The organism is Pseudomonas sp. R19M (assembly GCF_050312585.1).
Lineage (GTDB): Bacteria > Pseudomonadota > Gammaproteobacteria > Pseudomonadales > Pseudomonadaceae > Aquipseudomonas > Aquipseudomonas palleroniana.
Genome location: NZ_JBNPJV010000082.1, coordinates 38638 through 64932, shown reverse-complemented (window position 1 = coordinate 64932; position 26295 = coordinate 38638). Strand labels below are relative to the sequence as shown.

The 26295-nt window shown below is 61.3% G+C and carries 22 protein-coding genes; 8 read left to right on the top strand and 14 right to left on the bottom strand.

The genetic code is table 11. The features are described 5' to 3' along the window. Positions 1-2: 2 nt before the first annotated feature. From ACQRBT_RS18505 to ACQRBT_RS18490, 4 genes are all read right to left on the bottom strand, one after another. Positions 3-971: an iron chelate uptake ABC transporter family permease subunit gene (locus ACQRBT_RS18505; RefSeq protein ID WP_412046311.1), complete on the bottom strand. Its 969-nt coding sequence runs from the start codon at positions 969-971 to the stop codon at positions 3-5. Continuing rightward, positions 968-1957 carry an iron-dicitrate ABC transporter permease FecC gene (gene fecC / locus ACQRBT_RS18500; protein ID WP_060756875.1) on the bottom strand — a complete coding sequence of 330 codons (990 nt, stop codon included), beginning with the start codon at positions 1955-1957 and terminating at the stop codon, positions 968-970. The genes ACQRBT_RS18505 and fecC overlap by 4 nt, the downstream gene beginning before the upstream one ends. Before the next feature lie 2 nt (positions 1958-1959). Then, on the bottom strand, positions 1960-2880 hold the full coding sequence (locus ACQRBT_RS18495) for a Fe(3+) dicitrate ABC transporter substrate-binding protein FecB (RefSeq protein ID WP_412046312.1): 921 nt from the start codon (positions 2878-2880) through the stop codon (positions 1960-1962). Positions 2881-3011: 131 nt separating this feature from the next. Beyond that, entirely contained in the window at positions 3012-3902 is an 891-nt protein-coding gene (locus tag ACQRBT_RS18490; protein ID WP_060756877.1) for a LysR family transcriptional regulator, read from the bottom strand. 166 nt (positions 3903-4068) lie between these two features. On the opposite strand from ACQRBT_RS18490, the gene ACQRBT_RS18485 reads away from it, so the two are divergent. The 4 genes from ACQRBT_RS18485 (at position 4069) to ACQRBT_RS18470 (ending at position 9285) form a co-directional block, all read left to right on the top strand. After that, positions 4069-5151, top strand: coding sequence for a 4-oxalomesaconate tautomerase (locus ACQRBT_RS18485; protein ID WP_412046313.1), 1083 nt, complete (start codon positions 4069-4071; stop codon positions 5149-5151). 44 nt (positions 5152-5195) lie between these two features. Beyond that, positions 5196-6509, top strand: coding sequence for a C4-dicarboxylate transporter DctA (gene dctA / locus ACQRBT_RS18480; protein WP_412046314.1), 1314 nt, complete (start codon positions 5196-5198; stop codon positions 6507-6509). A gap of 128 nt (positions 6510-6637) precedes the next feature. Beyond that, complete coding sequence (locus ACQRBT_RS18475) at positions 6638-7942, top strand: CitMHS family transporter (protein ID WP_060756880.1); 1305 nt, start codon at positions 6638-6640, stop codon at positions 7940-7942. A gap of 89 nt (positions 7943-8031) precedes the next feature. Further along, positions 8032-9285: an OprD family porin gene (locus ACQRBT_RS18470; protein WP_412046315.1), complete on the top strand. Its 1254-nt coding sequence runs from the start codon at positions 8032-8034 to the stop codon at positions 9283-9285. Here the strand turns inward: ACQRBT_RS18470 and ACQRBT_RS18465 are convergent. Further along, complete coding sequence (locus tag ACQRBT_RS18465; RefSeq protein ID WP_412046316.1) at positions 9264-10190, bottom strand: LysR family transcriptional regulator; 927 nt, start codon at positions 10188-10190, stop codon at positions 9264-9266. The genes ACQRBT_RS18470 and ACQRBT_RS18465 overlap by 22 nt on opposite strands. A gap of 155 nt (positions 10191-10345) precedes the next feature. On the opposite strand from ACQRBT_RS18465, the gene ACQRBT_RS18460 reads away from it, so the two are divergent. After that, positions 10346-11386, top strand: coding sequence for an SDR family oxidoreductase (locus ACQRBT_RS18460; protein WP_412046515.1), 1041 nt, complete (start codon positions 10346-10348; stop codon positions 11384-11386). Positions 11387-11427: 41 nt separating this feature from the next. Here ACQRBT_RS18460 and ACQRBT_RS18455 read toward each other — a convergent pair whose 3' ends face one another. The 7 genes from ACQRBT_RS18455 to ACQRBT_RS18425 form a co-directional block, all read right to left on the bottom strand. Beyond that, on the bottom strand, positions 11428-11850 hold the full coding sequence (locus ACQRBT_RS18455) for a RidA family protein (protein ID WP_412046317.1): 423 nt from the start codon (positions 11848-11850) through the stop codon (positions 11428-11430). Between the two features lie 11 nt (positions 11851-11861). Then, positions 11862-13445 carry a flavin monoamine oxidase family protein gene (locus ACQRBT_RS18450; RefSeq protein WP_412046318.1) on the bottom strand — a complete coding sequence of 528 codons (1584 nt, stop codon included), beginning with the start codon at positions 13443-13445 and terminating at the stop codon, positions 11862-11864. A gap of 10 nt (positions 13446-13455) precedes the next feature. Then, positions 13456-14379 (bottom strand): ABC transporter substrate-binding protein, encoded by a 924-nt coding sequence (locus tag ACQRBT_RS18445; protein WP_104994280.1) that lies wholly within the window; start codon positions 14377-14379, stop codon positions 13456-13458. Between the two features lie 18 nt (positions 14380-14397). Further along, on the bottom strand, positions 14398-15171 hold the full coding sequence (locus ACQRBT_RS18440; protein ID WP_060756885.1) for an amino acid ABC transporter ATP-binding protein: 774 nt from the start codon (positions 15169-15171) through the stop codon (positions 14398-14400). Further along, complete coding sequence (locus ACQRBT_RS18435) at positions 15164-16129, bottom strand: amino acid ABC transporter permease (protein WP_244385449.1); 966 nt, start codon at positions 16127-16129, stop codon at positions 15164-15166. Before ACQRBT_RS18435 ends, ACQRBT_RS18440 begins: the two co-directional genes overlap by 8 nt. 25 nt (positions 16130-16154) lie before the next feature. After that, the gene (locus ACQRBT_RS18430) at positions 16155-18548 is read right to left on the bottom strand and encodes a TonB-dependent receptor plug domain-containing protein (protein ID WP_412046319.1); all 2394 of its coding nucleotides are present in this window, start codon (positions 18546-18548) and stop codon (positions 16155-16157) included. 332 nt (positions 18549-18880) lie between these two features. Then, positions 18881-19960, bottom strand: a complete 1080-nt coding sequence (locus tag ACQRBT_RS18425; RefSeq protein ID WP_412046320.1) for a LacI family DNA-binding transcriptional regulator — start codon at positions 19958-19960, stop codon at positions 18881-18883. Between the two features lie 205 nt (positions 19961-20165). Between ACQRBT_RS18425 and ACQRBT_RS18420 the strand changes: the two genes are divergently transcribed. Further along, a complete protein-coding gene (locus ACQRBT_RS18420) occupies positions 20166-22358 on the top strand; it encodes a TonB-dependent receptor (RefSeq protein WP_412046321.1) in 2193 nt (730 codons plus the stop codon). Between the two features lie 2 nt (positions 22359-22360). Beyond that, on the top strand, positions 22361-23686 hold the full coding sequence (locus tag ACQRBT_RS18415; RefSeq protein ID WP_412046322.1) for an LLM class flavin-dependent oxidoreductase: 1326 nt from the start codon (positions 22361-22363) through the stop codon (positions 23684-23686). A 107-nt stretch (positions 23687-23793) separates the two neighbouring features. Here ACQRBT_RS18415 and ACQRBT_RS18410 read toward each other — a convergent pair whose 3' ends face one another. Beyond that, entirely contained in the window at positions 23794-24657 is an 864-nt protein-coding gene (locus ACQRBT_RS18410; RefSeq protein ID WP_412046323.1) for an amidohydrolase family protein, read from the bottom strand. Between the two features lie 466 nt (positions 24658-25123). On the opposite strand from ACQRBT_RS18410, the gene ACQRBT_RS18405 reads away from it, so the two are divergent. Continuing rightward, positions 25124-25321 carry an NADPH-dependent FMN reductase gene (locus tag ACQRBT_RS18405; protein WP_412046324.1) on the top strand — a complete coding sequence of 66 codons (198 nt, stop codon included), beginning with the start codon at positions 25124-25126 and terminating at the stop codon, positions 25319-25321. Between the two features lie 740 nt (positions 25322-26061). Here ACQRBT_RS18405 and ACQRBT_RS18400 read toward each other — a convergent pair. Then, positions 26062-26262 carry a hypothetical protein gene (locus ACQRBT_RS18400; protein ID WP_090369857.1) on the bottom strand — a complete coding sequence of 67 codons (201 nt, stop codon included), beginning with the start codon at positions 26260-26262 and terminating at the stop codon, positions 26062-26064. Positions 26263-26295 lie beyond the last annotated feature (33 nt).

The window sequence follows — 26295 nt, the reverse complement described above, 5'->3', positions numbered from 1 at the left end:
CATCAGCCCTTGAAGCGTGCCAGTAACCAAAGAAAATAGGGCGCGCCGATCACCGCCGTGAGCACCCCTGCCGGGATCTCGCTGGGAGCGATCAAGGTGCGTCCGAGGGTATCGGCGAGCACCAGCAGCAACGCGCCGATCAACATCGCCGCCGGCATCAGGAAGTGGTGATGCCCGCCCACCAGGCGCCGCGCCATATGCGGCGCCACCAGCCCAATGAAACCGATCGGCCCGATCACGCCGACGCCCAGGCTGGTGAGCATCACTGCACAGGCCATCGCCCACCCGCGCGTGCGGTTCAACGCAGTGCCCAGGCTATGCGCCGCCTCATCACCGAGCGCGATCAGGTTCAGTGGCTTGGCCAGGCACAACCCCAGTGGGATCAATACGAGAAATGGCAACACCAACCCCACATGGTGCCAGTTGCGGCTCCACAGGCTGCCGGTGAGCGCGAGCAATGCGGTGTTGATATCCAGCGGGTGGGACAGGATCAGGAACTCGGTGATGCTGGACAAGGTCACCGCAATCGCCACCCCGGACAGCGCAAAGCGCACCCCGGAAAAACTCACCCCGCTGTTGTACAACGCCAACAGCAAAGCCCCGGCCGCTCCACCCAGGCACGCCACCAGTGGCAGCCAGGCAATCGGCAATTGCGGCCAGGTGATGATCGCCACGGTAAGCGCCAACCCTGCGCCCTGGGTCACCCCGAGAATCTCCGGCGAGGCCAGCGGGTTGCGTATCACACCCTGCACTATCGCGCCTGCCAGGCCGAAAGCGCAGCCGGCAAGGATCGCGATCAGGCTGCGCGGCAGGCGGTGGTTCCACACTTCAAAATCGACGGCGTCGTGGGCCAACAGGCGCTCCACCACCGTTTCGGGCGTGAGCCACAGGGTGCCGGCGCTGAGGCTGACAAACGTCACCAGCAGCAACAGGCCCGCCAGCAGCCAAAGGCGAAAGCGTGGCCGAGTCATAGGGCGCGCCTGGCGAGAAAGAGAAAGAATGGCGCACCGATCAACGCGGTGACGACCCCGGCAGGGGTTTCCACGGGGAACGCGACGGCGCGGCTGAGCAGGTCGGCGCCGAGCACAATCACTGCGCCCAGGGCGGCACTCAGCGGGATCAGCCAGCGATAGTCGTTACCGAGAAACTGCCGCACGATATTGGGCGCAATCAGCCCGACGAACCCGATGGGGCCGACGGCGCAGACACTGGCGCCCACTAACAACAGACTGGCGACGAAGACCTGCAGGCGCAGGCTGGCGATGCCCACACCCAACGAGCGGGCGGCCTCCTCGCCCAGGTTGATCAAGTTCAAGCGCGGCGCGCACCACAACGCCCACAGACCGCCGACCAGGGTGCAGGGCCAGAGCAGTTGCACCTGCGCGGCGCCCACGTTGGCCAGGGAACCAGCCAGCCAGTTGAGGACACTTTGCGCCTGGGCCTCGACCAGAATCACCGTGAGCCGCGTCAACGCCGCGCATAACGCCGCCACGGCCACACCGGCCAATACCAGGCGCCCCTGGGACGTTGTGGGCGACCAGGCGCCGCCGAGGCTGAACACCGTGACCCAGGCCAGCGCGCCCCCCACGCACGTCATCAACAAGGCGCCACCGGCAAAGGGTGGCGCCACCAGGCCGGTGGAAAACAATGCCAGGCCCAGCGCCGCCCCGGCGGTTACGCCGAACAGAGACGGCGAGGCCAGGCGGTTACGCGTGATGCCTTGCATCAATGCCCCCGCCAGGCCCAGGCAGGCACCCACCAACGCCGCGCACACCGCACGCGGCACCCGCAGCTGGGCGACGATATAAGCCATGTTGCCGCCCGAGTGACCTTGGTGCACCAGGCCATTCCACGCATCCGCCGGGGTGATCACAAACGGCGACCAGCTATACAGCGAAAGCCAGAACAACCCACCTCCCAACAGCACGATGCCGGCGGCGGCTAAACTGCGCTGCACGGTTATTGGCTCAGTACGGCTTTGCCGCCCTTGAGAATCGCCAGGGCGTCTTCGGCGATTTGCTCGGAGGCCAATACCCCTCGATTGCGCGCCCAACTGTCACCGTCCACTTCGGCCACATGCTGGTTGCGCACCGCACCAAGCACCTGCCACAGCGGTTGCTTGCTCCAGGCGTCGACGATGCTCGGGCGGCGGTAATGGCCGACCAGCAACCAGCCCGGATCCAGCGCCAGCAGTTGCTCCAGGCTGACAAACTCCGTCGGCGCCGCCTTGGCACGTACCGACGGCACTTTCAGGCCGATGGCTTGCAATACGCTACCGGCATAGGAGTCCGGGCCGTGCACGGAAAAACTGTCTTCGCGCGCAACGCCGAACAGCACACTGGCGCCTGCGGGGATCTGCTGTGCAATCGCCTTCAGGTGCTCACGGTTCTGCGCGATACGCGCCTGCATCTGCGGGCTCTTGCCCAACGCTTTTCCGATCAGTTCGGCGGACTTGAGGCTGCCCTGGTAATCCTCACCGCGCGAGGGCAGCAGCAAGGTCGGTGCGATACTGGAAAGGTCGCTATACAGCGCCTGGTGGCGGTTCAGGTCGGCGACGATCAGGTCAGGCTTGAGCCTGGCGATTTCCTCGATGCTCGGCTGCGAGCGCAAGCCCACGGACGTCCACTGGCCGATGGCCTGGCGCACCTTTGGCAACACGCGGTTGGCGTCGCCATCATCCGCCGCCCCGACAGGCGTGACGTCGACTGCCGCCAGGCTGTCGAGAAAGGAAAACTCCAGTACCACCACGCGCTTGGGCGCATCCGGCAGATGCACGGCGTGCTGGCCGTCATTGAGGTCGATGGGAGCGGCGCATAACGCGCTTGAAGAGAACGCCAGGAGACAGGCGGCAAGGGTCGCAATGGAGCGCAGTAATCGCATGAAGCACCTCGGCGTTGACACACCCCGCCTAGACAGGCCGGGGAAAACGGCGGGTACTATTCCACAACGGCGCGGTGCAATCAAAAAACATTCTTATTAACACCACGCCGGCCGACCAGACGGTCAATGGCTTATTGCGGCCATTGCTCAAGCAATATCGACACGAATTTTTCCGCCGCCGGCGAAAGCGACGCCCCACGGCGGTAGACCAGACCCAACGAGCGGTTCACCACCGGCTCGATCAACGGGACGCTGACCAAGGTGGGATGGTCCTCGGCCGGCATGGCCAGGCTCGGCATCGCCGACACTCCCAACCCAGCCTCCACCAGGCCCAGCGAGGTCGACAGATGCTGGACTTCGTAGAACCACTGCGGCCGCCAGCTCAAGCCAGACAAGGCATGATCGAGCAGCATGCGGTTGCCGCTCAGGCGCCCGACGCCGATCAGGCGGTAATCGCTCAGTTCAGACCAGGTGACCGCACTGCGCTTGGCCAACTCATGATCACGCCGGCAGGCCAACACAAACGGTTCGCTGACCAAGGGCACGAACTCGATGTCCGGGTGCTGCCCACTCATCATGTTGATACCGAAATCAGCTTCCCCACGCAGGACCGCTTCAAGCCCCTCGTTGGCACTCAAGTCCAGCAGGCGGATGCGGATTTTTGGGTAGCGTTCGTTGTACAGACGAATCACCGAGGGCAGGAAATAGAAAGCAGCCGTCGGGATGCACGCCAGGGTGACCCGGCCGATCTGGCGTTCGGCGAGTTCACGGATATTGAGAATCGACTCGTCGAAGTCGTCCAGCAGGCGGCGTGCCTTGGGCAGGAAGTCGCGGCCGACGCTGGTGAGGCTGACCTTGCGCGTGGTGCGATCGAGCAACGCGGTGCCCAAGCCCTCTTCGAGCTTTTTGATCCGGCGGCTGAGTGCGGGCTGGGACAGGTGCAGGGCATCGGCAGCTTCGTGAAAACTGCCCAGTTCGGCGATCTTCACGAAAGATCGAATGTCGTTAAGCTCATAGTCCACGTTATGCCTCATCCGCTGCAAGGTTTGAAAAGAAAATCCAGCGTAAATTTATCATTCGTAAAACGCAACAATCTCGTCAATTTTTGCATTTGATAGATCTTTTAAAGCTTGAGACTCTTGTTCGCAGAGCATCAATTAACTCGATTGATCAACAAGAGTCAGTATCATGCAAAGAATTCCCTGTGTGCTGATGCGTGGTGGCACCTCCAAAGGCCCGGTATTTCTAGCCTGGGATTTGCCGGCAGCGATTGAGGCCCGTGACGAGCTGCTGCTCAACCTGATGGGTTCCGGCCACGAGCTGGAGATCGATGGCATTGGTGGCGGCAGCCCGCAAACCAGCAAGGTCGCGATTGTCAGCCCCTCACTGCATCCCGATGCGGACGTTGATTACCTGTTCGTTCAAGTGATGGTTTCGCAACGCCGCGTCGACAGCGCGCCCAACTGCGGCAACATGCTGTGCGCCGTCGGCCCTTTCGCCATCGAACAGGGCCTGGTCAAAGGCACGCCGGGGCGCACCCGGGTACGTATTCGCAATGTGAACACCGGGACCCTTATCCATTCGCAGGTGTACACTCCGGATGGCAACGTCAGTTACGAGGGCGACACCGCCATCGACGGCGTGCCGGGCACCGCAGCACCGGTGCAACTGACGTTCCTCGATGCGGCCGGCAGCAAGACCGGCAAGCTCTTCCCCACCGGCAGCACGCAGGATGTGATCGACGGTATTGCCGTCACCTGCATCGATATGGCGATGCCGATGGTGCTGATCGAGGCTGGCCAACTGGGCAAGCGCGGTGATGAAAGCCCGGCGGAACTGGACGCCGACAAAGACTTCCTGCGGCGGCTTGAGTCATTGCGGCTGCAGGCCGGCCAGGCCATGGGCCTGGGCGATGTCAGCCACAAAGTGATTCCCAAGCCGGTACTGGTCTCGCCTGCCAAAGCCGACGGTACAATTCAGGTTCGCTATTTCATGCCGCACAACTGTCACCGGGCCCTGGCCATTACCGGCTCGATTGGCCTGGCCACCGCCTGCGTGATAGAAGGCAGCATCGTTGCGCAGATGCTCGGCGGGATCAGTACGCCGCGCCCTCAAGCGGTGCGTATCGAGCACCCCAGCGGCGGGATTGATGTCGTATTGTCCTACACCGGGCTCAACAGTGAGACAATCCAGGCATCCGTCGTTCGTACTGCGCGCAGGCTTTTTTCCGGCTACGTCTACGCCACAGATTCACAGCGCCTCGCCGGATAATTCCGGCGGTCGTTGGCATTTTTTGCATCCGCACAATTCTAAAAATGGGTGATGCCATGAAAGTTGTTAAATCGCTCTACTTCCAGATTCTCTGCGCCGTGGTACTGGGCATCGTGGTCGGGCATTTCTGGGCCCAGCAAGCCATTGCACTCAAACCGCTGGGTGATGCATTCATCAAGCTGATCAAGATGATGATTGCGCCCGTGGTGTTCTGCACCATCGTCACGGGCATCGCCGGGATGAGCGATAAACGCTCGCTCGGGCGCCTGCTCAGCAAGACCCTGCTGTTGTTCCTGGGCTTGACGGTGATCAGCCTGCTGATCGGCCTGGTGGCGGTATTTGTGTTCCAGCCGGGCGCGGGCATGAACATCGATCCCAGCCAGCTGAGCACCAAAGGCTTGACCCAATACACCGAGTCGGCCGCCAAGCTTGGGGTGGTGGAATTTTTCATGCATATCATCCCGGAGACGTTTATCGGCGCCTTCAGCAAGGGTGAAGTGCTGCCGGTGCTGTTTATTGCGGTGTTGTCCGGCTTTGCCTTGTCGTCACTGGGCGAGCGTGGCAAGCCGGTGCTCGACGTGCTCGAAGCCGCCTCGCAGATGGTGTTCAAGATCTTCGCCTACCTGATGCGTTTCGCCCCGATCGGCGCCTTCGGTGCCTTGGCGTTCACCGTCGGCCAGTACGGCATCACGTCACTGGGCTCGCTGGCCGAGCTGATCATGACCTTGTACATCGCCTGCGGTTTCTTCGTGTTCGTGGTACTGGGCAGCCTTTGCCGCGCCAACGGTTTCAGCCTGTGGAAACTGCTGCGCTACTGCCGCGAAGAGTTCCTGGTGGTACTGGGCACCTCCTCCACCGAACCGGTCATGCCGCGCATGCTGGAAAAGCTCGAAGCGCTGGGTTGCAAAAAAGGCGTCGTGGGCCTGGTATTGCCCACCGGGTACTCGTTCAACCTGGACGGCACCGCGATCTACCTGTCGCTGGCGGCGATCTTCATTGCCCAGGCCTGCAATATCGACCTGAGCCTGACGCAGATCATCACCATGCTGGCAATCATGCTGCTGTCCTCCAAGGGCGCTGCCGGCGTCACCGGCAGCGGGTTCGTCGCACTGGCCTCGACCCTGACGGTCATTCACGACATCCCATTGGCCGGCCTGGCGTTGCTGATCGGCATCGACCGCTTCATGTCTGAAGCGCGGGCCCTGACCAGCCTGGCCAGCAACGCCGTCGCGACGGTGGTGATTTCACTGTCGGAAAATGCCTGCGATCGCGAAACGCTGCACCGGATGCTCGACGCCAAACCCTCTGCGGCACCGGTAGAAGCCTGGGAAGACCTGAAAGTCCCCAAACGCGCTTAGCACTCCCCGGGCAACGCCCCTCCTGACTTGACTCCCTCCCCCGCCAGGCGCCTTTGCCCGCCCGGCGGGCCAGGGCTCGTGCGCCTCGGCGTCAGCCATTATTACGATAACAACAAGAGAATCGTCCTATGCTTGCTTTCCTTGGCTTGGCCATGGTGGTCGTATTCACCGTCCTCATCATGACAAAGCGCTTGTCGCCGATCGTCGCGCTCACCGTGGTACCCATCGTCTTCGCGGTGATCGGCGGTTTTGGCGGCACCACCGGCAAGATGATGCTCGATGGCCTGAAAATGGTCGCACCGTCTGCCGCCTTGCTGCTGTTTGCGATCCTGTTTTTCGGCCTGATGATCGATGCGGGCCTGTTTGACCCGCTGATCCGCAAGATCCTCAAGCGGGTCAATGGAGACCCGATGAAGATCGCGGTGGGCACCGCCCTGCTGTCGTTGCTGGTGGCACTCGACGGCGACGGCACCACGACCTACATGATTACCTGCGCGGCCATGCTGCCGCTGTACAAACGCATCGGCATGAACCCGATGATCCTGGCAACCATCTCCATGCTGTCGCTGAGCATCATGAGCGGCATGACGCCCTGGGGCGGCCCCGCAACACGGGCGATCGCCGCGCTGGGCCTGGATGCCGGAGAATACTTCGTGCCGCTGCTGCCGACCATGATCGGCGGCGCCCTGTGGGTGGTGTTCACGGCCTTTCTACTCGGGCGAGCCGAGCGCAAGCGCATCGGTAACGTGCAACTGCAAAGCGGCGGCGGCAACTGCTATATCAACGCGATTCTTGAGGACACGCCGCACAAGCGCCCGAAGCTGGCGTACGTCAACCTGGCCTTGGTGATTGCGGTGATGGCGGCCCTGGTGATGGGGCTGATGCACTCTGCGATCCTGTTTCTGATCGGCTTTGTGCTCGCACTGATGATCAACTACCCGCAATTGGACATTCAGAAAGAACGCATCCTGGCGCACTCAGGCAACGCCATGACGGTGGTGCTGCTGGTATTCGCCGCAGGGATTTTTGCCGGGATCTTTTCCGGCACCAAGATGGTCGACGCCCTGGCCCAGACACTGGTCGACTGGATCCCGCCGTCCTGGGGCCACCTGTTCCCACTGGTGGTGGCAATCACCAGCATGCCGCTGACCTTCGTACTGTCCAATGACGCCTACTATTTTGGCGTGGTGCCGATCCTGGCCAATGCCGCCGCGGCTTATGGCATCGACCCGGTCGAAATCGCACGCGCCTCGATCCTGGGGCAACCCGTGCACCTGATGAGCCCATTGGTGGCCTCGACCCTGCTGCTGGTGGGCATGGTGGATCGCGATATCGGTGACTTCCAGAAAGCCACCGTCAAGTGGGCTGTGCTGACCTCCCTGGTCGTCACCGCGCTGGCCCTGCTGACCGGCGCCATCAGCCTGTTCATCTGAGACCCCACCGCTACTGCTGCCGTCCAACGCGCCTCGCTCAAGGGGCGCGTGCTGCCCTGCACCCCAATAACAACAATGAGAGAGTTGCCATGAACCCTGTGTATACCCGTCGGGCTCTGTTTTGCGCGTTGGGCCTGGTGCCCTTCACCGGTGCCAACGCCGAAGGCTTTATTGATGAAAGCAAGCTCAAGTTGCAGCTGCGCAATGTGTATTTCAACGAGAACTTTCGTGACGAGCACGGCATGAGCGCACGCGCCGCAAGAACCGCAAAAAGCGAACGCACGGAATGGGCCCAGGGCTTCCTGCTGGATTATCAGTCCGGGTTTACCGCCGGCACCCTCGGCTTCGGCGTGGATGCCCTGGGGCTGTACGGTATAAAGCTCGATTCAGGCCGCGGCCGCAGCGGCACCGGGCTGATGCCGGTGCACGATGACGGGCGGGCGGCCGGCGAATTTGCCAGCGCCGGCGCGACCGCAAAAGCCCGGTTCGCCAAAACCACCGTCAAGTACGGCACTTTGCTCCCCAAAACCCCGGTGCTGATTTACAACGATGCACGCTTGCTGCCCCAGACCTACCAGGGTACTCAAGTGAGCAGTAACGACATCGAGAACCTGAGCGTCACCGGCGGGCACCTGGACCGCTTCAAACTACGCGACTCCACCAACAGCGTGCCGATCGTGCCGGATGGCTACAGCGGGGCAAAGTCAGGGGATTTCAACTACGCCGGGGCCGAGTACAAATGGGGTAAAAACATTCGCTTGAGCTATTTCTACGGGGAACTCGAGAACTTCTACCGGCAGAACTTCGCGGGCATCCAGTACGACCTGCCATTGGCCGGTGGCGTGCTGACCAGCGACCTGCGCTACTTCAATAGCGTTGATAGCGGCTCTGCCTACGCCGGCAAAATCGACAATGACATGCTCAGCGGCCAGTTATCCTACGCCATCGCCGGCCATACACTCGGCGGCGGCTATCAGACCTTGCGCGGGGATGCCGGGTTGCCCTACATCAGCGGCGCAACCGTGTACTCGTTCAGCAACGCCGGTATCGGCAAATTCATCGAGGAAGACGAAAAGACCTGGATGCTCAGCTACGGCTACAACTTCGCGGCCGCCGGGGTGCCCGGCCTGACCTTTTCGACACGCTACCTGAGCGGCGACGACGGCAAGTCCGCGACGACGGTCAAGGAGTGGGAGCGTGATACCGAACTGGCCTACGTGGTGCAAGCCGGCACGTTCAAGGGATTGGGGGTGCGCCTGCGCAACTACGTCTATCGCTCTGAATTCTCCCGGGGCCGCGACAGCAACCGCCTCTACCTCACCTATGACATCGCGCTCTGGTAGGTCGATGTTAGCGGCCCTGGTGGGCCGCTTTGCTGCGGCAAATCATGAAAAAGCTCGAGCAATACCTGCTCCAGGATGCCGAAGAAACATCGGATCTGCGCCTGCTTCAACGCCTGGGGCCGGGTGACCAGATAGACCTCCATATCGGGAAGTTCTAGCTCGGGGAACAGCTCGCTCAGGTCTTTGGCCAGGATACGCGGCAGGACAGCCACGCCCATCCCCTGGCGCACCGACTCCAGCTGTACGGCAAACGAGTTCACGCTGATTTGCGCACGGTCCAGGCCCGCCGCCTTTGCGGCACGCATTTGCGGCAACATATCCAGCGGAGGCAGCAAGGCGATATTGACCGCCGTCTCCAGGGTCACCGGTGGCGATCGCTTCAGATAGCCGGCATCCGCGAAGACGCCGTAGGCAAGCTTGCCGATGGGCCGATAGATCAGCGATGGCTCGCCCAGGTGCACGGTGCGGATCGCGATATCCGCCACGCCACGGACGATCTTGTGAAACTCGGCGGTGACCTGTAACTCCACGGAGCAGCGCGGATGCAGGGCCGTAAAACGCCGTGCGGCCTCCAGCACACCGGCAGAAAACCCTTCACCGGCACTGACCAGGACACTGCCCTGTAGTGTTGTGTGCTCCCCGGACAGGTCCACCGCCGTTTGACGCCGCAAGCCCTCCTCCGCAGCCAGGGCGACCTCCACCAGGGATTGGCCACGCGAAGTCAACCAACACCCTTCAACACCTCGCTCCACCAGCGGCTCACCGAGGGCCGCTTCCAGCTGGGTCAGGCGACGGGACACGGTGGACGCCGCGATACCCAGCAACTGGCCCGCCTGCAGAAAACTGCCACGCCGCGAGACGGCCAACAACAAACGAAGATCGTCCCAATTTGCCTGCACCGCCATACCCCTGATCCTCCATGGTCTGCAAATATGCAAAGCCATTATGCAGCAGTCGCTGTTTTTCAGGCGTGGCCTCAGCGGTATATCTACCGCCCTTCGAAACGACTGGAATGAAATGTATGACCAAGGGCCTCGACCATGACGCAGAACACGCGGTGATGCGCAACGTATTCGTTACGGGATCAACCGGCTTGCTGGGAAACAACCTGGTACGGGAACTAGTCGCACGGGGCTACGCCGTCAAAGCGCTTGTCCGCTCAAAAGCCAAAGGTGAACAGCAGTTCAATGACCTCCCCACCGTGCAACTAGTGGTTGGCGACATGGCCGACATCGACGCGTTCGCCCCCTCGTTGCGCGGCTGCGATACGGTGTTTCATACGGCAGCGTTCTTTCGCGACAACTACAAGGGCGGCAGCCACTGGGAAGCGCTCGAAAAAATCAATGTCGCCGGTACGCGAGACCTGCTTGACCAGGCCTACCGCGCGGGGGTCCGCCGGTTTGTGCATACCTCGTCGATTGCCGTGCTCGACGGCGCCCCAGGCTCCGCTATCGATGAGACATGCCTGCGTGCCGAAGCCGATGCGGATGACTACTACCGCAGCAAGATCCTCGCCGACCGTGTGGTGTTGACCTTTCTTGAAACGCATCCCCAGATGTTCGCCTGCATGGTGCTGCCGGGCTGGATGTGGGGCCCGGGTGATATCGGCCCGACCTCCTCCGGACAATTGGTCAAGGATGTCGTCAACGGCAAGTTGCCCGGGCTGATCCCCGGCACCTTCTCCGTGGTCGATGCCCGTGATGTGGCCTGGGCTCTGATTGCCGCGGCGCAAAACGGACGACGGGGCGAGCGCTACCTCGCGGCCGGTCGGAACCTGACCATGCGCCAGTTGGTGCCTGCCCTCGGCCGGATCGCCGAGGTCAAAACCCCTGCCCGGCAACTGCCACTGCCCGTGCTCTACCTGTTGGCGGCGGTGCAGGAAGTGTATGCGCGCCTGACCGGCAAGCCGGTTTTGCTGAGCATGGCGACGGTGCGCCTATTGGTAAGAGAGGAGCACCGCACCGGCTTCAACCCTCGCAAGAGTGAACAAGAGCTGGGCCTGAGTTTTCGAGGGCTGGAGCAGACCCTTTCCGACACCGTGGCCTGGTATCGCAAGCATGGCGGGTTCAACAAAAACCAGGGCGCAACAGACAAGGTCTGATGCGTCACGGTCCTGCACAGAACCGTGAACAGCGAATGGAATCATGCCGTCCGGGCGGCAATCGCTTCCACTTCCACCAGCGCACCGGGCAACGGCAAGGCCACCACTTGCAACGCGGTGCGCGTCGGTTTGTTGGGCTGCTGCGGCGTGCCGAAGAACTGCGTATAGCCGCGCTGCAGCCCGGCGAAATCCAGCTGGCCGGCGGTTTCCTCGGCGCCCACCAGAAACACGCGCAGTTGCACGATATCGCCCAGGTCGAGGTCTTGCTGGCGCAAGATCCTGCGGATTTTGTTGAACACCGAGACCGTCTGTATTTCGGTGGTGCCGTAGGCGGCCGGGACGTTAGGATCGACCAGGTCCGGCAAGGTACCGCTGACAAACACCAGGCTCGCCGATGCGGGCACGGTGACGGTCTGCGAGATCGGGAAATCACCGATACCGGTGCGTTGAATGCTGTCGCTCATGGTGTTGCTCCTTATGAAGCGGCCACTGCCGCCATCTGTCGTTGATGAGTCACCCGTTCAGCCAGTTGCCCGACCACATGCCGCGCCGAGTTGGCCGCCGATTCCTGCCAGATACCCACGCCGCTCTGCACCAGGCCGTCACCGGCGAAATACACACGGCCGTGGGGTTGCTCCAGCAAGGCGCTGGCGTCGGCCGGAAAGTGTTCGCGTTGCAGCCAGGGGCCTTCGCTGTAGGGGATCTGCTCCCACGACACCGCCAGCGGGTGGCGCAGGTGCCTGGAGTAACCCGGATGCAGCCACTCCACGGCGTCCCTGGAGGTGGCGTACTGCTGGGCCAACGCCTGTGCGCCAAACACGTCGGCGCCCTCCCCGGTCACGTAACCGGCCACCAACACACCTTCACGGGTGTTGAGGTCGTTGCTCGGATACCACAGCAGGCGTGCCGGGTGTTCGATCCAAGAGAGGCCGCCGTAGGTGCGGTAGTCGGTCTCCCAGAAGCGCGGGGATTGCCACGCCACCTTGGTCGCCTGATCGCTGCGCGTGCTATGCAAGGCGGCCTTGATCGGGTCGCTGAAGTCGGTGTCGAGCCTGGCCAGGAGCGGCAACGGCAAGGTCGAGACCAGATAATCAGCCCGCACCACCTGTTCGCGCCCGCTGCGCGAGTCGTGGTAGGTCACCGCCACACCGTCTTCAAGCTGGCGGATCTGCCGCACCTGGGCGCCCAGCTGCACCTGCCCACGCACGCGCTCGTAGAACGCCTCGGTGATGCGGTCCATGCCGCCCACGGGCTGGAACATGGTGGCCGAGAATTCCGGAAATTCGGTGTGCAACAACGCGCCCCAGAGTTCGGGGTGCAGCAGCCGATCCAGCGCCAGCGGGCGGCGGCTGGCGGGCAAGGCGCCGGGATGGGCCGGTGAGTCCAGGTGGCCTGAACGAAGCGTGCCTTCGAACGCCAGCTCTTGGGACAAGTCGCCATACACCTGCAAGAACGCCAGCAACCGGGTGCGTTCTTCGCCGCTCAAGACATCATCGAGGGCATCGCGTTGCACCGCCTTGGCCAGCAAACCGGACAGGTGTCCACGCGTGTCGTTGATCGCCTGGCCCACCGTGAACGCCGGCTGTTGCAGGTCCGGTCGCACCAGGGCGCCATGGCTGCTGTTGACCAGCACTTCCAGCGCCACCCCCAGCTCGCTGCAATAGTCGAGTATCGTGCGATGCTGGCTGGGAATCCGCGCCGGCCCCGCATTGAAGTAGTGGCCTTGGTCAAAGGCGGCGGTTTGCGTACGGCCGTCCAGGTAGTCCACGCGGTCGCCATTACGGATTGTCCACGTGCGCCCGCCGACTCGCTCGCGAGCCTCCAGCACTTGCACGCTGAACCCGGCGCGGCTCAGTTCCAGGGCGCTGACCAGCCCGGCGATGCCGGCGCCGAGCACCAGCACGCGGGTGCCCTGCCCCAAGCCTGCGTTGAGTTTCAGGGGTTGCGGCCGGCGGTGCGACGAAGGCCCCAGGCCCAATACCGCCAGGGCATCCTTGACGGCGTGCTCGCCGCCTATTGCAGCAATCGTCGAGAGTGCTTCACGTCGTGTCAGTCCCATGTCGTTGCTCCTAGTCCGGCAGGCCCGGTGGGTTGATCCGCGACTGGTCGACACGCTCCACATCCAGGCCCCAACGTTGCAGCACCTGTTCGTATTGACCACCGGCAATGGCGCCCTCCAACGCAGTGTGGATCGGCTTGACCAGACCGTTGTCCTTGCGGGTGGTCACGGCGATATCCGCCTGCAGCGGCCAGCCGCCATTCACGGTGCCGACACGCTTGATGCCGCCGGTGATCGCCGCCGAATAGGCATACACCGAATTGGGCCCGAACAACGCATCGCTGCGCCCCGACTGCACCGCCAACTGGGCGGCGGCCTGGTCGTCGAAGTACTGCAACAACGCAGGCTTGATGCCGGCCTTTTCATTGGCTTCGTTCCAGGCCAGCAGGACTTTTTCCTGGTTGGTACCGGAGCCGACAATGATCTTCAGCCCGGCAATGTCCGAGGCCTGCTTGATCTGGCTGATCTGGCTGGTGCTCTTCACATAAAAACCGAGCACATCCTGGCGATATGTAGCGAAGTCAAAACGCTTCTTGCGCGCCTCGGTCACGGTGACGTTGCTGATCACCGCGTCGTATTTGCCCGAGCTGACGCCCAGGGGCCAGTCTTCCCAACTGGTCTGCACCACGTTGAGCTGCAGGCCCAAGCTGTCAGCGACCAACTGCGCGGTGTCGGCTTCGCTGCCGATGGTGGTCTTGTCGTCATTGGCCAGCAGCGCCAGGGGTGGCCCGGCCACGCCGGACACGGCCACCGTGAACTTGCCCGGCTGGGCGAACTTGAAGCCCGGCGGGATCTGCGCGATGGCGGTTTCATTACGCGGCGCATGAATGCGCACGCGGTCGGGGCTGAGGTCGACCTGTTGCACGGCGTACACGCTATGCGCGGTGCCGACGGCGAGCGTGAGCAAGGCCAGGCGGGCGGTGTGGATGAGCATGGGCAGTCACTCCTTGAGCTAAAGCACTTTGCCGAGAAAGGCCACGGTGCGGGGATGTCGGGGTTGGCGGAAGATCTGTTCGGGCGGGCCTTCTTCGATCAGTTGACCGTCGCAGAGAAACACCACGTGGTCGGCCACTTCGCGGGCAAAACCGATCTCGTGGGTGACGATCACCAGGGTCACGCCCAGTTGGGTCAGGCCCTTGATCACGTCGAGCACTTCGCCCACCAGTTCCGGGTCGAGTGCCGAAGTCGGCTCATCGAACAGCAGCACCTTGGGGTCCAGCGCCAAGGCTCGCGCAATGGCGACCCGCTGTTGCTGGCCGCCGGAGAGCTGGCGTGGGTAGGCATCGGCCTTGTCCGCCAGGCCGACCTTGGCCAGCATCGCGGCCGCCTTGGCCGGCGCCTCGGTCTTGCTCCAGCGCTTGTGGGCCAGAGGCGCTTCGGCGATGTTTTCCCAGGCGGTGAGGTGCGGGAACAGGTTGAAGTTCTGGAACACGAAACCGACGTCGAGACGACGCTTGAGAATCTCGCGTTCCTTGAGCTCAAACAGCAGGTCGCCCTGGCGTCGATAGCCGACGTATTCACCATCGATGGTGATATGCCCGCTGTCGATCTTCTCCAGATGGTTGATGGTGCGCAGCAACGTGGATTTGCCCGAGCCGGAGGGCCCGAGGATCACCGTGACTTTGCCCGGGTCGATGGTCAGGTCGATATCCCGCAAGACCTGCTGGTGGCCAAAACGCTTGCCCACGCCCTGGATCTGAATGCGCCCGGCGCGTGCTTCAGCCATGGGTTTTCTCCTTGAACCAGCCGCGCACGCGTTGCAGCGGCGTGGGCGGCAATACGCGCGCGGTGCCACGGGCAAAGTGGCGCTCGACGTAGTACTGGGCGCTGGTGAGCACGGTGGTGATGATCAGGTACCACACGGTCGCCACGATCAGCAGCGGGATGACCGCCTGGGTGCGGTTGTAGATGACCTGCACGGTGTAGAACAGCTCGGGCAAGGCCAGCACGTAAACGATGGAAGTGCCCTTGACCAGGCCGATGATTTCGTTGAAACCCGACGGCAGGATCGAGCGCAGCGCCTGGGGCAGGATGATGCGAAAGATGCGCCGCGAGGCGGGCAGGCCCAGGGCTGCCGCCGCCTCATGCTGGCCGGCGTCGACACCGATCAGTCCGCCACGAATGATCTCCGCCGCATAGGCCGCCTGCATCAGGCTCAAGCCCAGTACCGCTACGGTGAATTGGCTGAGCACATCCACCGTCGACCACTCGGCGAACACCACCTCGGTGAACGGCACAGCGAGCACGATGTGGTCATACAGATAGGCGAAGTTGTAGAGGATGATCAACACCAGCAGTGCCGGTATCGAGCGGAAGAACCAGATGTAGCCCCAGGCCAACGCCGCCAGCAGCGGCGACCCCGACAGCCGCGCCAACGCCAGCGCGGTGCCGAGGATGACGCTGAACACAGTACTGAGCAGCGTCAGCAGCAAGGTCTGGCCCAAGCCGCGCAGCACCGACGGCGAGAAGAACCACTGGCCGAACACACCCCACTCCCAACGCGGGTTGGTGGCCAGGGAATGCACAATGGCGAGTAGCACCAATGCGGCGAATATCGACCCGGCCCAGCGCCAGGGATGCCGGGCGGGCACCACCTGCAGGGCCTTGATCGGCGGGGTGACGCGGGCCTGGCGAACCGGGCCGGCCTGATCAATCAGGTCATAGGATTTGGCGACGATCGGCATGTTCTGTTCCTCGCTCGTGCAGGCGTTAGAAGGCGTAGGTCAAACGGGTGTAGTAGTACCCGCCGGTAAAACCGTAGGGCGAATAGGTGCCGTAGCTGGCGAGCATGGTGCTGCTCGGCACGCCTTGTTTCTTGGGGTAAAGGTCGAACAGGTTCTTGGCACCGACGGCGATGTTCAGGGCTTTGGTGAGGTTGTAGCCAAGGTCGAGGTCGGTGATCCAGCGGGCGTTGTAGACTCGGTCGAGGTCACGATTGGCCGAGGAGTTGACCTCCTTGTACGACCCGTAGCGGGTCAACGCCAGGTTGAGGTTGAAACGGTCGATGCTCCAGTCGCCGCCCAGGATCAGCTTGGTGTTGGGTTGCACACCGGTGATCAGGTTGCGGGCCTGACGGTCCATCAAATCGTAGGCGGTGCCCAGAATGGTGGTGGATGCCTGGTAATTGAGGATCCGGGTCTGGTTCCAGTTGAACGCCGCCGTCCATTTCAACGCGCCGAATTGGCCGAGGTCCTGGTTGTAGTTGCCCACCAGGTCGAGCCCCTTGGTGCGGGTGTCGGCACCGTTGATGAAGTACTGGCCGCCGGACGTGGAATTGATGCCGTTGTTCTGCAACACCTGGGTGACTTCGGGGCCGAGCAAGGTACCGGTGAGGGTGATGCGGTCGCGCAAGTTGATCACGTAGGCATCGGCGGTGAAGTTCAAGCGGTCGGAGGGCGTGAAGGTGAGACCGAGACTGAAGTTGGTCGAGCGCTCGGGCTTTAGATCCTGCGCGCCGAGGGCTTTGGCCGCCGCCGAGCCCACCGGCAATACGCCGTAGTTGATCGATTGATACACACCATCAACCACGCCGTATGTGGTGGAACGCGCACTGAACAGGCTGTTAGCCAGGGACGGCGCACGAAAACCATTGCTGACCGTGGCCCGCACGGCCAGTTGCGGCGTGAAATCGTAGCGGGTGGTCAACTTGCCGCTGCGGGTGGCGCCCACGCCTTCGTTGTAATGCTCATAACGAAAGGCCGTGCCGACGTACCAGTCCGGCAGCGGGTTGAAACCCACATCGACGTAACTGGCCAGGCTGTTGCGCGAGGCGCTGCTTTCTTCAGCCGGCGAAATGCCGTTGGTGACCTGGGCCCCGGACGAGGCGCAATTACCCGGCGCCACGCAGTAGCCGCCGTTGGCATAGGAGGCGTAGTCACCGGCCTGCACCTCATACGTGTCGCGTCGATGCTCGAAGCCGTAGGACAGATCGAGCGGCTTTTGCAGGCCGATATCGAAGCCGCGCTTGAAGTCCAGGTTGGTAGTCAGCTCGGTGGAAACCCAGGTGCCGGAGGTAAAACTGTTCGGCGTGGCTTCACCCAGGGATGGGTTCTGGTTATGGGTGGTGCCCTGCTCCGCTTCGTTGCGCCCGTAGGTGGTGGACAAGTCCCAGTTCCACTCACCGACGCTGCCTTTGCCGCCGACGGCCGCCTGGAAATCGTCTTCGTCGATATACCAGGTAGGCGTGTAACCGGCCGGGTAACCATTGGGCCCGGTGGTGATGGTGTTGGTGATGGTCGGCAGGCGAAAGTTCTGGCCCTGCTCGGCCTTGCGCCGCGAATAGGTGGTGAAGGAGTACAGGCTGAGGCTGTCATCAATCGGCAGCTCGGCGTTGTAGCCCAGGGTCAGCAGATTGGTCTTGGGCGTGCCGTAGCCGCCATAAGTAGCCTTGCCCGCCAGGCCATACGCCTGCTCATAGGTGTAGCCGTTGGCGCTGGCTTTGTTGTCGTCATTCTGGCTGCGCGCATCCAGCGCCAGTTGCAGGATACCGCCGTCACCGATCTCGAAGCCTTTGTTGAGGCTTTGCTGCACGGTCTGCTTCTTGCCGTCGTAACCCTGGCCGATATTGGTGACCGAGGTGCCGCCGGTGTCGGCCTTGAGAATCACGTTGATCACGCCGGCAATGGCATCGGATCCGTACTGGGCGGCGGCGCCGTCACGCAGGACTTCCACATGGTCGATGGCACTGATGGGGATCAGGTCGAGATCGGCCGGCGCCGCCCCCGTGTTGATACCGTTGATGTTCAGCGTGGCGCTGGTGTGGCGGCGCTTGCCATTGACCAGCACCAGCACCTCGGCGGCGCTCAGGCCACGCAGATTGGGCGCACGGGCAATGCCGCTGGCGTCCCAGCCGGTTTTTTCCGGCAGGGTGAGCGACGGAATGACCGCACTCAAGGCTTCCATCAGGCCGGGCTTGCCGGTGCTCTGCAACTGCTTGGCGCTGACCACATCGATAGGCACCGGGCTGCTGGTGACCGTACGCTGCTCGGCGCCACGGTTGCCGGTGACGACCACCGTGGTCAGGGTACTGTCGTCCTGGGCTTGTGCAGCGTTGGCCAGCATGGCCAGTGCCAGCGCGGCGGTGGGTTGCAAGACTTGTTTCATATCCACTCCAGCATTTCCAAATCGCGAAGTCAGGCAGACACGCCGTCGTGGTGACGGCGCGGTGTCAGAAGGTGTTTCGGCGGTTTGGGCTAGGTGTGGCGAGGGGGTTGAATCGGCAACATGGGTTGAGCTCCCTTCCAACGATTCGCGGCGGGCTCAGGGGTTGATCACCCTGGCATGGTGCGCGGAATCTGAATCACGCTGGGTACCATCCGGGGTCAGGGGTAGGCTGTTGAGTCCAAACATAACGGAATGGATTTTAAAAATATAATGCTGTTTTGGTATAAGCTAATATTCTCTAATTTTATTATTTATAAAAATCTTTATTCATATTAAGAATGTTTTATGGATGATCTGAGTCCTGGTGATACTCGTGTGCTTTCGCGTTCGATCAAGTGGCACTCCAACCGACTCAATCGTTGCACCTCATGTTCAACCGGCAGTACGCCGAGACTTTCCAGCACGCGGGTCGCGGCCAGAACACCTATCTCCAATGCGGGCGGCTTGATCGTACTCAGGCTGGGCAACAGCATTTCGGCGAACGGATAATCGCCGAAACCCAGCACTGCGCAGTCCTGGGGGATGTTCACACCGGCGCGCTGACCGGCGAGCAATCCGCCGGCGGCCAGGTTGTCATTGCCAAAGAAGATTGCATCAGGCGGCGTGGCGTGGCGCATGAGCGCGTCCATTGCCTGCTTGCCGGCTTCGAACGGAGCGCTGCCGGCATCGGGGGTAAAGACTCTGGGTTGCACGCCCAGCTCTATCAGCGTCGCGGCAAAACCTTCACCTCGCTCCATCGCACTGAAGTCACCGATGGCGCTGTTCTGTACAAAAGCGATGCGGCGGTAGCCCTGGCCGTGCAGGTAACGCGCAGCGGTGACGCCCACTTCGTAATGGGAGAAGCCGATCTGTAACGGTTCGCGCTCGGGCACGTAATCCCAGGTTTCCACCACTGGAATATCGACGTCAGCGATCATCTTTTCGGTGCCGGCACTGTGAAAACGGCTCGTCAGCACCAGCGCCGCCGGCGACCAACCGAGGAATGCGCGCACCGCCCGTTCTTCCTGCTCGGCACTGAAGTAACTCGATGCCAACAAGAGCTGATAACCATGCTGAGCGAGGGTGTCGCTGACCCCCTGTAGAGTATTGGCGAAGATCGGCCCGGAAATATTCGGGATCACCATCGCCACGATGCGCCCTCGAGCCGACGCCAGCCCGCCAGCGACCAGGTTGGGCACGTAACCCAACTCGGCCACCACCTCGGCAATGCGTTCGCGGCGCTCCACCGAGACTTGCTCCGGCTGGTTGAAATAGCGTGACACGGTGATCGCCGACACGCCTGCCTGCCGGGCGACGGTGTTGAGGGTAACGCGCCCTGCGCCACGACGTTTACGCGGTTTCTCTTCGCTCACAAGGCCATCCTGATAAAAACCAAAAAGAATATAGGGCTAATTTTTAAATATTTGACGTTCTAAAACGCGCCCAACAATAATGTCGATGTTAGCGCTAACAAAGCGTAATGTCTGCTACTCGCTCGAGCGAATGCCAAAGACGATTTCACAGGCGTTACCGTCGTAGAACGGTAACGGTCCAGGGCATTTTTTGAGCGGGCAAAGCATGTACAACTTTCCAAGACACTCTCAACTACTGTTTCTCGCCGGCCTCACCATGCTGCCCTTGCCGGGCGCATTTGCGGCCGACGAGCAGGAACCGACGCTCAACGCCGTGACCGTCACTGCCACTCGCCGTGAAGAATCGCTGCAGAAAGTCCCAGTGGCCGTCTCCGTGCTGGATGGCGAACAACTGGAGCGTGACAACCGCAACGGTGTGGCCAGTATCGCCCAGCAGGTACCGTCGCTGAACTTCCGCACCGGCGCCTCGAACAAGGACACCTCGCTATTCGTGCGCGGCGTGGGCACCATCTCCACCTCCCCCGGTGTCGAGCCGACGGTGGCTACGGTGATCGACGGCGTGGTCTACGCCCGCCCCGGCCAGGCCACCCTGGACTTACTGGACCTGGAGCGCGTCGAAGTGCTGCGCGGCCCGCAAGGCACACTGTTCGGTAAAAACGCGTCGGCCGGTGTGCTGAACATCACCAGCAAAGCGCCCAGCGCCGAACCCCACGGCTATATCGACCAGTCCTGGTACGGCGGCAACGAAAGCCGCACCCGTTTCGGCATCGGCGGCAGCCTGGTGCCGGATGTGCTCAAGGGGTCGATCAGCACCTTGTTCGGCAGCTACGACGGTAATGTCGACAACAAGCATAACGGGCAAGAAGTAAACGGTTACAACCACAAGGGCATCCGCGGCAAGTTGGAATTTACCCCCAACGACGACGTGAAATTGACCCTGATCGCCGACTACATGCAGTCCCACGACGACGCGCCAAACGGCGTGGTGAGCAGGTCCCTGACCCCGGCGTTCGCCAACGCGCTGGCGCCGGTGCGCGCTTCCGGCGACAACCGCGACATCAACACCGACACCCGCAGCCATGTGGAAGACACCAACAAGGGGCTTTCGGCCCAATTGGACTGGAACCTTGGCGACTACACCCTGACCTCGATCACCGCGTGGCGCGGCTGGGATAACACTCAGTACCAGGACGGTGACCGCCTGGGCACGGTGACTTCCCCGTTCCCCGGCACCGCCGACAAAGGCGAGCTGGCGTTCGATCAATACTCACAGGAACTGCGCCTGGCCTCACCCAAAGGTGAGTTTCTTGAATACGTCGGTGGCCTGTTCTACATGCACGGCAAGGATGAAGAAACCTATCAGCGTACACTGACGACTCCGTCGCGCACCGACCGTGGCGTCGCCGACTACAGCACCACCAGCGACAGCAGTGCGGTATTCGGCGAGACCACGCTGAACTTCACCTCGCGCTTTCGCGGCATCGCCGGACTGCGCTACACCCACGACGAGCTGAAATATGCTCACCGTCGTGTCTCCACCTCGGCCACCACGGTCAGCGGGATTCAACCTGCCACGTCCAGTTCGGGCTCGGTGAACGAGGATGGATGGTCCGGCCGCCTGGGCGTGCAGTACGACATCAGCGACAACCTCACCAGTTACCTGACTTACTCGCGTGGCTACAAAGGCCCGGCGTACAACGTGTTTTTCAATATGCAACCGCGTGACACCAGCGCGCTCAAGCCAGAAACCTCCAACACCTGGGAAGCCGGGGTCAAGGCCACGGCCTGGAACAACCGCCTGACGACCAACCTGGCGGTGTTTCACAGCGACTACGACAACTATCAGGCCAACTTCTTTGACACGGTTGCCGGCCAGGTCGTGACACGCTTGATCAACGCCGGCAGCGTCAGCACTGAAGGTGTCGAGCTGGATTACGCCTTGCAGGCCACCCAACAGCTCAAACTCTCCGGCGCCCTGGCGTATACCCGTGCGCGCATCGATGAGTTCGCCTGCCCGGCCGGCGCAGCGGCAACCTGCAACGTCAATGGCAAGCCATTACCCTTCAGCCCGGACTGGAAAAGCTACGTCCGCGCCGACTACAGCATCCCGTTGGACAACGGCCTGGATATCGAACTGGGTACCGACTACAGCTGGCAGAGCGAAGTGCAGTACGACATCAGCCAGAACGTCGACACCCGACAAGGCGCCTACGGGATCTGGAATGCCAGCGTCGCCCTGGCCGACTACAGCCATGGCTGGCGCGTGGCCCTCCTCGCCAAGAACCTTGCCGACAAGTCCTACTCGCCGCTGCTGGCCAGCGGTGGCAACTACATCTACCGCGCCGTGCCCCGTGACGATGAACGTTACTTCGGCGTGCAACTGCGCAAGGACTTCTGAGCATGAGCCGTCAACTGAAGCTCGGCGCCTTTCTCATGGCCACCGGTCACCACGTCGCCGCCTGGCGTCACCCGGATGTACCGGCCAATGCCGGGCTGGATTTCGCCCAATACAAACATTTGGCACGCGTGGCCGAAGCGGCAAGATTCGATGCCTTGTTCGTGGCTGACAGCATTGCAGCGGCCACGGGCGAGATTGCCAGTCATATGGCGCGCTCGGACCATTTTGAGCCGCTGACCTTGCTATCGGCGCTGAGTGCCGTGACCGACCACATCGGCCTGATCGCGACAGCGACCACCACGTACAACGAGCCCTACCATGTGGCGCGCAAATTCGCCTCGTTGGATCACTTGTCCAATGGGCGGGCGGGCTGGAACCTGGTGACGTCTGACGCTGCCGCCGAGGCGCAGAATTTCGGCCGCGACGAACATCTGGGCCATGCTGAGCGCTACAGCCGTGCCCGGGAATTTCATCAGGTAGTGACCGGGCTGTGGGACAGTTGGGAAGACGATGCCTTCGTGCGCGATAAGGCCAGCGGCACCTACTACGACCCGGCGAAGCGGCATGTGCTGGACCACGTCGGCGAGCACTTTCGCGTCAAAGGCCCACTGAATGTGGCGCGCTCGCCACAGGGCCAGCCCGTGATCGTGCAGGCGGGCTCATCAGAAACCGGTCGTGAGTTGGCGGCGCAAACCGCCGAGGTGGTGTTTACCGCGCAGACGTCACTGGAACAGGCCCAGGCATTTTACGCCGACCTCAAAGGGCGCCTGGAAAGCTACGGGCGCGCGCAGGATTCGCTGAAAATCATGCCGGGCATGTTTGTCGTGGTCGGGCAGACCGAAGCGCAGGCGCAGGCGAAATTCGAGGCATTCCAGGCGCTGGGCGAGCCGCAAGTCGGCGTGGCATTACTGGGGCGCATGCTGGGCAATTTTGACCTGTCGGGCTACCCCCTCGACGGGCCACTACCCGAGCTGCCCTTGACCGACAGCGGCCAGCGCAGCCGTCAGCAACTGCTCAGCGAGCTGGCCAGTCGCGAGCACCTGACCCTGGCGCAACTGGGCCGGCGCATTGCCGGTGGCCGCGGGCATTACAGCGTGATTGGCACACCTGGGCAGATCGCCGATGAGCTGCAGCACTGGTTCGAAAACAACGCGGCCGATGGTTTCAATATCCTGGTACCGCACCTGCCGGGCGGGCTTGAAGATTTCACCCGGTGGGTGGTGCCCGAACTGCAACGGCGTGGCCTTTTCCGCACCGAATACACCGGCTCTACCCTGCGTGAAAACCTCGGTTTGGCGCGCCCTGCCAATCGTTTTGAAAGGACCTGACATGGGGATTTGTCTGCCGGAACCGCCTGCTGCCTAAAGTCATTGAAGTCAAAAACGCTGTCGATGGCGGCATTCGTGGATAAGATGGCTTTGCTGAAAAAATGCCGTCACCCAAGGCCGAGCACCTTGATCGCATTCTCTTTCAGTATCAAAGCATGGACTTCCTCTTTAAAACCGGCCTGGGTGAAATCCTTCATCCAGCGATCCGGGGTAATCAACGGATAGTCAGAACCAAACAACATCTTATGTTTCAGCAGGGTATTGGCGTACTGCACCAACTGAGGTGGGAAGTACTTGGGCGACCACCCCGACAGGTCGATGTAGACATTCGGTTTGTGCAGGCACACCGACAGTGCCTCATCCTGCCAAGGCCATGAGGGGTGCGCCAGGATGATTTTCATCTCGGGGAAGTCCGCTGCGACATCGTCCAGGTGCATAGGGTTGGAGTACTTCAAGCGCAACCCTCCTCCCCCCGGCATGCCACTGCCGACACCTGAATGGCCACTGTGGAAAATGGCCGGCAAGCCATATTCCGCAATGACCTCGTACAGTTGATAGGCCATGCGATCGTTCGGGAAAAAACCCTGGCAGGTCGGATGAAACTTGAACCCTTTGATGCCGAAATCCTCGATCAGACGGCGCATTTCCCGAACCCCCATTTTTCCTTTATGGGGGTCCACACTGGCGAACGCCATCATCATGTCAGCGTTGTCCTGAGCGGCGCGAGCCACCTCTTCGTTGGGCACCCGCCTGCGCCCGATCTCGAATTCCCAGTCCACGGTGAACATCACCAGACCAAGCTTGCGCTCACGGTAATAAGCAATGGTTTCGTCGATGGAGGGTGGTGAACCGGATTTGAAGTATTTGCGTTTGGCGTCTTCGAACTCGATGCGATAGTCATCATCCGGCTCATGACAGGAGAACTCGGCATGGGTGTGCACATCGATAGCGACCAGATCGGCGATGTTCATTTCAGCTCCTTCAACAGTCAGGCAAACGGCAAGCTAGCGGCGAACATTCGCCAGTTGCCGATCCGGAACGGTACCGGCATGCGGCGCCTCGGTTTTTTGGCGCGTCTACCGTTTTTGTTGAGGCGAAATTAGCTTTTCAAATTAGTTATGTCAATTAATTGTTTTCTACCGAAGAGCAAACCGACTGACTCGCCTTGACTCCAACACCCCTCCTCCAAACCTCGTAAATCTTGCAATATTAGACGACATCAGATCATTAAAATCAGGCTGACTTAACATTGACGAGGCCGTTTCCGACATCTAAAACCGAAAACTAGTTAATTAAATAAACCAAATAAAGGGCCCAGCGTTCATCTCCCGGGAGGGCAGCGGCTGCGACGCCTACCGCGAATGGCAAGTTTACGCCTGACCCGACCAAGCTCTCGTGCCAAACTCCAGCGACTCCTAAACCACGAACGGTGTTGAAATGGTGCGTTTGCTTGCTGTCTCGGGAAGTCTGCGTCAGGCCTCTTCCAACTCAATTTTGTTACGAGCAGCGGAGCGTCTCTGCCCCGAAGGGATATTGATCACGCATTACGAAGGCATCGGAGAATTGCCACACTTCAACCCGGACCTGCTCGAGGATCCCCCCGAGACCATCATGGCGCTACGCTCGATTATCTGACTGCCGGATAGACGAAAGAATGGGCCTCCAGTTCAGGGGAGGCCCAGCTTCTTAGCGCTTTTTATCATTCCTTCCGCTTGCTGCCGCTCCGACACCGAAGGATTTCGGTTGCCAGGCTGATTAACGCACTGAGTAACATCAACCACTCTGTGAGATGTGCCATGCATTACTCCTCTGGGAAAAACTCCCAACAGGTGATGCATAACGTCGGCAAATATCGTCGCCCCCCACTCCACCGCCCGGGCATGGCCCGGCAAGGACTACCCCATGCCTACAGAAAACAAAATTGAAGCTTTCTTTGCACTGTTGAGTGCGGATGACTGAGGGCCAGGATGAGGCGGTCTAAACGCGGATCAATCGACTTGCCTGGTGATCATCTATGGTAGGTATAAATCCACGACGCTTTTGCTGCTCAAGCCAAGCTCTGACCAACTCCTCATCGAAGCTCCAATCGCGAGACCTCAGCAGAATGAGCGCCGCGCTCGTGATTCGATAGTGCCCGCATTTTTGACAAATTCTTTCTTCGTAATCCTTGCCAACATCGGTTGCGAGCGCTTTTTCGCCGCAAATAAAGCATGTCATAGATCTGTCCTTAGGGATCATCTTCGAACTGTAGCCGACTCTTTAAACCTAACCACCTCCCGGGCATCGCCCGGCAAGCACTTTTCGTGAAGCGGGATTACCTCAGCGGCCCCGTGACCGGCCTGCCTGACGGTTGTGAAATCTCGTTATGTGGTCTGTTAAGACTTATTCGAAATTGCCGCATCCAGAAGAAACTTCACCCACTTGGAGTGAGCAGCATCGTAACGAGCGATCGCTTGAACCCATTCGACGCCTGCCGTCTTTCGGGAGGCAACGAGCTTCATCAATTCGGCAACTGAGGCATCAATTTCGAGCAGATGTTTGTGTGATTCAAATCGAAGATCGTCATTGTTGATCATGGTCTGAGCACCTGTTGTACGAAGTGAATGCTA

Bases quoted from the DNA above. Each gene is read 5' to 3' on its own strand.
- ACQRBT_RS18470 (WP_412046315.1), top strand. From the start codon at position 8,032: ATGAACCCTGTGTATACCCGTCGGGCTCTGTTTTGCGCGTTGGGCCTG.
- ACQRBT_RS18415 (WP_412046322.1), top strand. From the start codon at position 22,361: ATGAGCCGTCAACTGAAGCTCGGCGCCTTTCTCATGGCCACCGGTCAC.
- ACQRBT_RS18430 (WP_412046319.1), bottom strand. From the start codon at position 18,548: ATGAAACAAGTCTTGCAACCCACCGCCGCGCTGGCACTGGCCATGCTG.
- ACQRBT_RS18440 (WP_060756885.1), bottom strand. From the start codon at position 15,171: ATGGCTGAAGCACGCGCCGGGCGCATTCAGATCCAGGGCGTGGGCAAG.
- ACQRBT_RS18505 (WP_412046311.1), bottom strand. From the start codon at position 971: ATGACTCGGCCACGCTTTCGCCTTTGGCTGCTGGCGGGCCTGTTGCTG.
- ACQRBT_RS18450 (WP_412046318.1), bottom strand. From the start codon at position 13,445: ATGGGACTGACACGACGTGAAGCACTCTCGACGATTGCTGCAATAGGC.
- ACQRBT_RS18435 (WP_244385449.1), bottom strand. From the start codon at position 16,129: ATGCCGATCGTCGCCAAATCCTATGACCTGATTGATCAGGCCGGCCCG.
- ACQRBT_RS18400 (WP_090369857.1), bottom strand. From the start codon at position 26,262: ATGATCAACAATGACGATCTTCGATTTGAATCACACAAACATCTGCTC.
- ACQRBT_RS18465 (WP_412046316.1), bottom strand. From the start codon at position 10,190: ATGGCGGTGCAGGCAAATTGGGACGATCTTCGTTTGTTGTTGGCCGTC.
- dctA (WP_412046314.1), top strand. From the start codon at position 5,196: ATGGGTGATGCCATGAAAGTTGTTAAATCGCTCTACTTCCAGATTCTC.
- ACQRBT_RS18460 (WP_412046515.1), top strand. From the start codon at position 10,346: ATGCGCAACGTATTCGTTACGGGATCAACCGGCTTGCTGGGAAACAAC.
- ACQRBT_RS18475 (WP_060756880.1), top strand. From the start codon at position 6,638: ATGCTTGCTTTCCTTGGCTTGGCCATGGTGGTCGTATTCACCGTCCTC.
- ACQRBT_RS18405 (WP_412046324.1), top strand. From the start codon at position 25,124: ATGGTGCGTTTGCTTGCTGTCTCGGGAAGTCTGCGTCAGGCCTCTTCC.
- ACQRBT_RS18455 (WP_412046317.1), bottom strand. From the start codon at position 11,850: ATGAGCGACAGCATTCAACGCACCGGTATCGGTGATTTCCCGATCTCG.
- ACQRBT_RS18420 (WP_412046321.1), top strand. From the start codon at position 20,166: ATGTACAACTTTCCAAGACACTCTCAACTACTGTTTCTCGCCGGCCTC.
- ACQRBT_RS18485 (WP_412046313.1), top strand. From the start codon at position 4,069: ATGCAAAGAATTCCCTGTGTGCTGATGCGTGGTGGCACCTCCAAAGGC.
- ACQRBT_RS18495 (WP_412046312.1), bottom strand. From the start codon at position 2,880: ATGCGATTACTGCGCTCCATTGCGACCCTTGCCGCCTGTCTCCTGGCG.
- ACQRBT_RS18445 (WP_104994280.1), bottom strand. From the start codon at position 14,379: ATGCTCATCCACACCGCCCGCCTGGCCTTGCTCACGCTCGCCGTCGGC.
- ACQRBT_RS18410 (WP_412046323.1), bottom strand. From the start codon at position 24,657: ATGAACATCGCCGATCTGGTCGCTATCGATGTGCACACCCATGCCGAG.